This is a genomic window from Ensifer sp. ENS06 (assembly GCF_014852205.1).
Lineage (GTDB): Bacteria > Pseudomonadota > Alphaproteobacteria > Rhizobiales > Rhizobiaceae > Ensifer > Ensifer adhaerens.
In genome coordinates this window covers 36,810-44,522 of record NZ_JACVBC010000027.1, presented here as the reverse complement: position 1 = coordinate 44,522, position 7,713 = coordinate 36,810, and the positions used below count along the sequence as shown (strand labels likewise).

The window sequence follows — 7,713 nt, the reverse complement described above, 5'->3', positions numbered from 1 at the left end:
TCCCTTCCTTAAATCAGAGGACGCCGGCTTCGACTTTAAGCTTTTCGACGAGCTCGGCGACCGACTTGACCTTGATGCCGGCCTTGCGGCCCGACGGCTCCTCGGTCTTCAGCACCTTGAGGCGGGCAGCCGTGTCGACGCCGAAGTCGGCCGGCGACTTCTTGTCGAGCGGCTTCTTCTTCGCCTTCATGATGTTCGGCAGCGAGGCGTAGCGCGGCTCGTTCAGGCGCAGGTCGGTGGTGACGACCGCCGGCAGCTTGATGTCGATCGTCTGCAGACCGCCGTCGACTTCGCGCGTCACGGTTGCCTTGCCGTCGCCGATCTCGACCTTGGAGGCAAAGGTCCCTTGCGCCCAGCCGAGGAGAGCGGACAGCATCTGGCCGGTCTGGTTCGAATCGTCGTCGATCGCCTGCTTGCCGACGATAATCAGGCCCGGCTGTTCGGCCTCGGCCACACCCTTGACGATCTTGGCGACAGCGAGCGGCTCGACCTGGTCTTCGGTCTCAATCAGGATGGCGCGGTCGGCACCCATGGCGAGCGCCGTGCGCAGCGTCTCCTCGGCCTTGGCCGGACCGACGGAAACGACGACGACTTCCTCAGCCTTGCCGGCTTCCTTCAGCCTGAGCGCCTCTTCGACCGAGATTTCGTCGAAGGGGTTCATCGACATCTTCACGTTCGCAAGTTCGACGCCCGAACCGTCTGCCTTCACCCGGATCTTGACGTTGTAGTCAACGACCCGCTTCACCGTCACAAGTATTTTCATGGATTCTTCCCTCCAAGAGCTTTCGCAGGAAAATGCGCCTTAACGGAGCCGCCTGATTGTCGGTTGGCGACATCGATACGCGTTTTTTCTCCAATTACAATCGCTGTGCATGGCGCTAAATCGATATAATCCCGAGAATTGGAATTACGTTTACGTACACGTAAGAATGATCCATGGCAAGTGGTTTGGGGCCTGATGCGGCACTGTCCCGGCAGGGCCGGGCGCGCTTCAGGCAAGCCATTGAAATAACGGATCATCCTCGTTGAAGGCTGGCGATTGCCGGTGTCAGGATCCGGTCTGGCGTCCCCAGGGAATGGGCGGTCTTGTCGCATCTGACGACGGCTGTTGGCTTGCGGTGACCGGTTCGGCCTTGTGCCGGACGGCGCGCGGCGTGACGATCGTGCGGTCGAAGAGCGGCACATCGCGGCGTCGCAAAATGACAACCAGAACCAGGCCCGCGACGATGCCGCCGACATGGGCGCTCCAGGACACGCCGCTGCCGGGATCGACGACCAGCATGAAGAACTGCTGGCCGATCCAGAAGGCAAGCGGAATGGCGGCCGGCAGCGGCAGCGGGATGCGGAAGAAGACAAGCACCCAGACGCGCACCTTCGGGTGCAGCAGGAAATAGGCGGCAACGACGCCGGAGATCGCGCCCGATGCGCCGATCAACGGCGCCTCGGAGGCCGGGTCGAGAAGCCCATGCGCCAGTGCGCCTGCAGCGGCGCAGAGAAGATAGAAGGCGAGATAGCGGAAGTGCCCGAGCGCATCCTCGACATTGTCGCCGAACACCCAGAGGAACAGCATGTTCATGGCGAGGTGCATGAAGTCGCCATGCAGGAAGGAATAGGTGACGAAGGTGAAGCCGTCAGGGACGACGACGAGCGAGGGATCGAGCTGCGCGTAGTCGAAAATGAGCGCCGGAATATAGCCGAAGCCCAGCAGCGCGGCGTTGGCGAATTGCTCGGAGGCAATCGGTCCAGTGATCAGCCAGACGGCAATGTTGATGACGATCAGGCTGATCGTGACGTACTGGACCTTGATGTGCTTCAGGGTGTTCGTATCGTGAAGCGGTATGAACATGCGGTCTCCCGAAGCACAGGTTATTGCCCGTTTCTCCCGTCGAATCTCGATCGGGCGCGACAATGCGCGAGCCGACGTTATCTGTTTTTTCCGGGAATCCAAAGGACGTCGGCTTGACCTTTGTCATTTGCAAAGCGCGCCGCGACGAACAGGAAATCCGACAGGCGATTGATATAGGCGATGGCTTCCGTGCTGACGACTTCACCCTCGATCTGGGCAAGGGCCACCACCTGGCGTTCCGCACGGCGTGCGACCGTGCGGGCGACGTGGAGGGCTGCGGAGGCGGGGCTTCCGGCCGGAAGCACGAAGGAGCGCAAGGGATCAAGTTCGGTATTCAGCCGGTCGATTTCGGTTTCGAGCCAGGTCACCTGCGCTGCGACGATGCGCAGCGGTTCGTATTGCGGCGGCTCGCCGGTGTCGGGTGTTGCGAGATCCGCGCCGAGATCGAAGAGATCGTTCTGTATCCGCATCAGCGCGGCGTCGAGATCGACGTTGCCGGCCGTATGCTGCCGAGCCAGGCCGACGAAGGCATTGGTTTCGTCCACTGCGCCATAGGCATCGACGCGCAGATCGCTCTTCAGCCGGCGCGGGCCGGAGACGAGCCCGGTGGTGCCGTTGTCACCCGTCCGGGTATAGATCTTGTTCAGCTTCACCATGGGCGGACGCAGTCCTCTAGCGCAATTTCAGGAACGGTGTGGAACGGTTGTCCGTTCGGAATTTGCGTCAGGTCGGACGGCCGCCGCCGGTGATCCAAAGGGTCACCATGATGAGCACGATCGCGATTGCCTGCAACAGCACACGCGCCTGCATCAACTTGTTGGACGTGTTGCCGCTGCCACCCTTTGCCATGTTCACGAGGCCGCGGATCAAAACGATCACGACCAGGCCCATGACGAACAGGGTCAAGCCGGTAAAGAAGCTGGACATCGAACTCTTCCTTGCAATTCTGCTTCAGCCAAGTCGGCCGATGATGCGATAAAACAGTGCCGCCGGCAGGAGCTTCTTCAGAAGCGCGCCCTGTCTGGCTGGCCTTGTTACAATATAGTGCGGTTTCGGTTTCTTTGCTGTCAGTGCGTGCTTCAAAACCGCATAAACCGCCTCCGGGCCGAGCTTTCCGGCCGCGGGTTTGCTTTCGCCTTTCAGGCGTCGCATCTGCCGCTCGTATTCGACGCGGTGCACCGAATTCTTGAGGTCGATGAAGCGCTCGATATAGGTAACGGCATTGGCGGTGAATTTCGATGTGATCGGCCCTGGCTCGATCAGGCTCACCTCGATACCGCTGCCGGCCAACTCCATCTTGAGGGTGAGGGACAGGCCCTCGATCGCAAACTTGGAGGCGTTGTAGGCGCCGCGCCAGCGATAGGGCACGATGCCGAGGATGGAAGAGCACTGCACGATGCGGCCGCTGCCGCGCGCCCGCATCGCGGGGATCACCCGCCGCGTCAGGTCGTGCCAGCCAATCACGTTGGTCTCGAGCTGGAGCCTCAGCGCCTCGGTCGGCAGATCCTCGACCGCACCCGCCTGGCCATAGGCGCCGTTGTTGAACAGCGCGTCGATGCGCCCGCCGGAGAGCGCCAGCACCGTATCGGCCAGGGCAGCGATGCTCTCCGGCTTGGTGTAGTCCATCAGAAAGGTCTCGATGCCCTCGCTTTCAAGCGATTGCCGGTCCTCTTCCCGGCGCACGGTCGCAAACACCCGCCAGCCGTCGGCATGAAGCGCGCGTGCGCAATGGGCGCCGATTCCGGAGGAGCATCCGGTGACAATGATTGTGGGGCGATCCGTCATCCGGTCGAATCCTGTAGAAATCCTGCCTCGGTTTCCCATATTCATCGGCGGGATACAATTGAATTGCGCAAGCCGGAACCCGCCAGCGTTGTCGCCGTTGGGGTCATGCGAAGCCAAGGAAACGGCGCCGAGACGGACGTACTGATCGGGTAGTCCCGGCGCCTGGTAGGATTGGAATGGAATGCCAGCGTTTATACGCATCACCTGGAAAGTCGTGTTCGATGCGCTCTGGCACTTCAGCCTCGACGACGGTTGGGCGATGGCGAGCCATGTGGCGCTGTCGTCGCTGCTCGCCGTCTTTCCCTTCCTGATTTTCGGCACGGCGCTCGGCAGCTTTCTCGGGGCCGACCAGTTTGCCGAAACGGCGGTGCATCTGATTTTCGATGCCTGGCCGGAATCGATCGCCAAGCCCATCGCCGACGAAATCGTGCGGGTGCTGACGATCCCGCGCGGTGGGCTCTTGACCGTTTCGGTGCTGGCCGCCGCCTATTTCGCCTCCAACGGCGTCGAGGCGCTGCGCGTCTCGCTCAATCGCGCCTATCGAGTGACCGAGAGCCGCTACTGGTACGTCACTCGGCTTGCGAGCCTCGGCTTCGTGCTTGCCGGCGTCCTGATCCTGGCCGCACTCAGCATTCTGCTCGTCGCCGTGCCCCTGGCGGTGCGTTATGCCGGACAGTGGCTCCCCTGGCTTGGTGGCGTGCTTGCGACCGTCGACAATTGGAGCCTGCCGCTCGCTCTCGTCGTGCTGACCAGCGGATTGCTCGTGTCCCATCTCTGGCTGCCGGATGGGCACCGTAAAGTGATCGACGTTTTGCCGGGCATCGCGCTGACGCTCGTTTGCTGGACGATCGGCGCTTATGCCTTTGCTTCGTACCTCGCGACCTTCGCCACCTATGTGTCTACCTATGCTGGCCTGGCGTCGATCATGATCGTGCTGGTGTTTCTCTACATGATCGCTGCAATCTTCATCATCGGCGCCGAGATCAATGCGGCGATCCTCAAATACAGGGTCAAGAGCATGGTGCGGCGCAGCTTCCAGCTGCGCAATGGCAACGACGCGGCCCGCGAGGAGCAGGACCTAGCCGATTAGCGCGCGGATTTCCTCCGCTGTGCGACCGGCGGCGCGGAAAGCGGCGATGCCGGTATCCTGGTTGCTCTTCGACAGCTTGCGCCCATCCGGGCCGAGGATCAGCCGGTGATGGTGATAGAGCGGTTCCGGCAGATCGAGAAGCCGCTGCAGCAGCCGGTGCACGGATGTCGCATGATAGAGGTCGCGGCCGCGCACCACATGGGTGATGCCCTGCAACGCGTCGTCGACGACGACGGATAGATGGTAGCTTGACGGCGCATCGGAGCGCGACAGGATCACGTCGCCCCAGGCGGCGGGGTCGGCGATGATGGTGCCGGTTTCGTCCTCAGGACCATGGCCGCTCTCGGCCCAGCTCAGGTGGTCTTTTCCCAAAAGCGCGATGGCCTTCTCCATGTCGAGCCTCCAGGCATAGGCCTTGCCGCCCGCGCTGAGAGCCGCGCGCTCGGTTTGGGGCAATTCCCGCTCACGGCCGGGATAGAGCGGGCTGCCGTCCGGATCGCGCGGCCAGGTCTGGCCGCCGGCTTCCGCATCGGCAACGGCGGCCTTGATTTCGCCGCGGGTCATGACCGAGGGGTAGATGACACCCAGCATGTCCAGCCGTTGAAGCGCCGACGTGTAGGCGTCGAGATGTTCCGATTGCCGGCGCACTGGGCGCTCCCAGTCGAGGCCGAGCCAGGCAAGGTCTTCGAAGATCGCCGCCTCGAATTCCGGGCGGCAGCGGGTCTGGTCGATGTCTTCGATGCGCAGCAGGAAGCGCCCGTTCGCGGCCTTCGCCATGTCATGGTTCAGCACCGCGGAAAGCGCGTGGCCGAGATGGAGCAGCCCGTTGGGGCTCGGGGCAAAACGGAAAACGGGTGGCGTGTCAGGCATGCTTTCCCTTTGCCATGGAAGGGGTATAAAAATCATCCGCTTTGTGGAGGCGTCATGCGGATCATCCGGACACATGAGGATATCGAGGCCGGGCTGTCAGGCCTGGTGATGCTCGATGCGCGCCTCGGGCACGTCGTTGCGAGAGCCGGCCCGGTGCCGCTCCGGCGCACCGATCCCGGCTATCGCGGCCTTGCCAGCATCATCGTCTCGCAAATGGTCTCGAAGGCAAGCGCGGCTGCGATCTGGCGGCGCATGGAAGAAAAGCTCGGCGAGGTCACGGCGGCAGGCGTCAATTCGCTGAGCGACGAGGATTGCCGGGCGATCGGGCTGTCGCGGGCGAAGGCCGAGGCGCTGAGGCGCGTGGCCGAGGTGGTCGTCAGCGGTCAGATCGATCTCGACGCGATCTGCAACATCGAAGGATCGGAGGCGATCCGGGAGCTGACGGCGATCAAGGGGGTGGGGCGCTGGACGGCGGAAGTCTATCTGCTCTTCTGCGCCGGCCACCCGGACGTCTTTCCCTCCGGCGACGTCGCGCTGCAAAACGCGATCGGTCACGGACTGGGCCTCGAACTGCGCCCGAGCGCACGCGAAATTGATTCGCTCGCCGCTTCGTGGTCGCCCTGGCGCAGCGTCGCCGCACGCCTCTTCTGGGCCTATTATTCACAGGAAATGCGTCGTGATGCTGTTCCTGTGACACCTTGAAGGAAAAAGCGAATCCAGCGCACGCATTTTTGTTTCCGGCTTCACAATCCTGTTGCAACGGGCCTAATATAGAAGGTGCAGATGCCGAATCGATCAGGAGAATACGCTTGACGATTGCAGTCTCACCACAGGCCTTGCCGGCGCTCGTCTTGAACGCTGACTACAGGCCGCTGAGTTACTACCCCTTGTCGCTTTGGTCCTGGCAGGACGCGATCAAGGCCGTCTTCCTTGACCGTGTAAATATCCTTGCCGAGTACGAACATTCGGTGTCGTCTCCGAGTTTCTCGATGCGACTGCCGAGCGTTGTTTGCCTCAAGAGCTACGTGCAGCCCTCACGCCACCCGGCCTTCACCCGGTTCAACGTGTTCCTGCGCGATAAATTCGAATGCCAGTATTGCGGTTCGCCCGACGATCTCACTTTCGATCACGTGGTGCCCCGCGCTCACGGCGGCCAGACGACCTGGGACAATGTCGTCGCAGCCTGCTCGCCCTGCAATCTACGCAAGGGCAGCAAGCTGCCGAAGCAAGCCGGCATGTTCCCGCACCAGAGGCCTTTCCAGCCGACGGTGCAGGACCTGCACAACAACGGCCGGCTCTTCCCGCCGAACCATCTGCATGAAAGCTGGATGGACTATCTCTACTGGGACGTCGAACTGCAGCCCTGACGCTGTTCGTGCCTTCTTGCCGGATCTAAGCCCAAAGCGGGGTCAGGAGAGGTGCGTGCGCTCGCGAACCCCCTTGTCGGGGCGTTGCCTGTTTCCCGAGAGCAATCTGGGATCAGCGCGCCTTTGCCGCACCGCGCAAGGCGATTGCTGCGAGGATGAGGCTGGCGATCACATTCCATCCGGCAAAGGAGAGCCCGAGCACCCGCAAGGAGGCTTCAGTGCAGGACGGGCCATGCTTGGAATCGAGATCGCCCAGCAGATCACCGACATTCGACGAAATCCCTTGCGCGGTCGTGGCGCAGGTGGACGGTCCTTCCCAGAAGCCCCATTCGGCGCCCGAGTGATAGACGCCCATGCCGGCGCCGACCAGCATCAGGATGCCGACGATGAGAAGCAGAGTGCGTGTCGTCCACGCCGGCAGTTTGAACGCGCTCGTGGCGATTGCCAAAACACCGACCGGGATGCCCCAGTAGTAGGGATCGCGCTGCAACAGGCAGAGCGCGCAGGGAATATAGCCACCGACATGCTCGAAGCCGAGCGCGCCGCCCACGGTCGCCGCCATGCCGAGTGTTACGATAACGGCGATCAGCAAATGCTGGCGGGATTGGGTGGCGGCGTCGATCATCTATACCTCGCGGGCGGCAACTCGAAACCGAGGGATGCCGCAGTGCAAACTGGATGGCGCCTTCTTAGGCAGGATCGTGCGCGCTGTAAATCGCAGCGGCTGTGAGCGGCCCGCACGCTTTCGTGATTGT

The 7,713-nt window shown here is 62.3% G+C and carries 10 protein-coding genes; 3 read left to right on the top strand and 7 right to left on the bottom strand.

Going from position 1 to position 7,713, the window contains the following annotated elements; all coding sequences use genetic code 11:
- Positions 1–13: 13 nt before the first annotated feature.
- From IB279_RS36455 to IB279_RS36435, 5 genes are all read right to left on the bottom strand, one after another.
- Complete coding sequence (locus IB279_RS36455; protein ID WP_192341218.1) at positions 14–763, bottom strand: electron transfer flavoprotein subunit beta/FixA family protein; 750 nt, start codon at positions 761–763, stop codon at positions 14–16.
- A 285-nt stretch (positions 764–1,048) separates the two neighbouring features.
- Positions 1,049–1,846 (bottom strand): rhomboid family intramembrane serine protease, encoded by a 798-nt coding sequence (locus tag IB279_RS36450; RefSeq protein WP_060518493.1) that lies wholly within the window; start codon positions 1,844–1,846, stop codon positions 1,049–1,051.
- A gap of 77 nt (positions 1,847–1,923) precedes the next feature.
- Complete coding sequence (locus IB279_RS36445) at positions 1,924–2,502, bottom strand: cob(I)yrinic acid a,c-diamide adenosyltransferase (protein ID WP_034797864.1); 579 nt, start codon at positions 2,500–2,502, stop codon at positions 1,924–1,926.
- Positions 2,503–2,569: 67 nt separating this feature from the next.
- Positions 2,570–2,773: a twin transmembrane helix small protein gene (locus IB279_RS36440; protein ID WP_034797863.1), complete on the bottom strand. Its 204-nt coding sequence runs from the start codon at positions 2,771–2,773 to the stop codon at positions 2,570–2,572.
- 24 nt (positions 2,774–2,797) lie between these two features.
- A complete protein-coding gene (locus IB279_RS36435) occupies positions 2,798–3,631 on the bottom strand; it encodes an SDR family oxidoreductase (protein WP_060584426.1) in 834 nt (277 codons plus the stop codon).
- A 181-nt stretch (positions 3,632–3,812) separates the two neighbouring features.
- On the opposite strand from IB279_RS36435, the gene IB279_RS36430 reads away from it, so the two are divergent.
- Positions 3,813–4,721: a YihY/virulence factor BrkB family protein gene (locus tag IB279_RS36430; RefSeq protein WP_034797861.1), complete on the top strand. Its 909-nt coding sequence runs from the start codon at positions 3,813–3,815 to the stop codon at positions 4,719–4,721.
- On the opposite strand, the gene gluQRS is transcribed toward IB279_RS36430, so the two are convergent.
- On the bottom strand, positions 4,710–5,591 hold the full coding sequence (gene gluQRS, locus IB279_RS36425) for a tRNA glutamyl-Q(34) synthetase GluQRS (protein ID WP_234824479.1): 882 nt from the start codon (positions 5,589–5,591) through the stop codon (positions 4,710–4,712). The two genes, IB279_RS36430 and gluQRS, sit on opposite strands and share 12 nt — an antisense overlap.
- Positions 5,592–5,645: 54 nt before the next feature.
- Between gluQRS and IB279_RS36420 the strand changes: the two genes are divergently transcribed.
- Together IB279_RS36420 and IB279_RS36415 are read left to right on the top strand one after the other, a co-directional pair.
- Complete coding sequence (locus IB279_RS36420) at positions 5,646–6,293, top strand: DNA-3-methyladenine glycosylase (protein ID WP_034797859.1); 648 nt, start codon at positions 5,646–5,648, stop codon at positions 6,291–6,293.
- A 107-nt stretch (positions 6,294–6,400) separates the two neighbouring features.
- Positions 6,401–6,958 (top strand): HNH endonuclease, encoded by a 558-nt coding sequence (locus IB279_RS36415; RefSeq protein ID WP_034797858.1) that lies wholly within the window; start codon positions 6,401–6,403, stop codon positions 6,956–6,958.
- A gap of 112 nt (positions 6,959–7,070) precedes the next feature.
- On the opposite strand, the gene IB279_RS36410 is transcribed toward IB279_RS36415, so the two are convergent.
- Positions 7,071–7,583, bottom strand: coding sequence for a disulfide bond formation protein B (locus tag IB279_RS36410; RefSeq protein WP_060584437.1), 513 nt, complete (start codon positions 7,581–7,583; stop codon positions 7,071–7,073).
- Between the last annotated feature and the right edge of the window lie 130 nt (positions 7,584–7,713).

Coding starts and splice junctions, on each gene's coding strand:
- IB279_RS36455 (WP_192341218.1), bottom strand. CDS start 763: ATGAAAATACTTGTGACGGTGAAGCGGGTCGTTGACTACAACGTCAAG.
- IB279_RS36450 (WP_060518493.1), bottom strand. CDS start 1,846: ATGTTCATACCGCTTCACGATACGAACACCCTGAAGCACATCAAGGTC.
- IB279_RS36445 (WP_034797864.1), bottom strand. CDS start 2,502: ATGGTGAAGCTGAACAAGATCTATACCCGGACGGGTGACAACGGCACC.
- IB279_RS36440 (WP_034797863.1), bottom strand. CDS start 2,773: ATGTCCAGCTTCTTTACCGGCTTGACCCTGTTCGTCATGGGCCTGGTC.
- IB279_RS36435 (WP_060584426.1), bottom strand. CDS start 3,631: ATGACGGATCGCCCCACAATCATTGTCACCGGATGCTCCTCCGGAATC.
- IB279_RS36430 (WP_034797861.1), top strand. CDS start 3,813: ATGCCAGCGTTTATACGCATCACCTGGAAAGTCGTGTTCGATGCGCTC.
- gluQRS (WP_234824479.1), bottom strand. CDS start 5,591: ATGCCTGACACGCCACCCGTTTTCCGTTTTGCCCCGAGCCCCAACGGG.
- IB279_RS36420 (WP_034797859.1), top strand. CDS start 5,646: ATGCGGATCATCCGGACACATGAGGATATCGAGGCCGGGCTGTCAGGC.
- IB279_RS36410 (WP_060584437.1), bottom strand. CDS start 7,583: ATGATCGACGCCGCCACCCAATCCCGCCAGCATTTGCTGATCGCCGTT.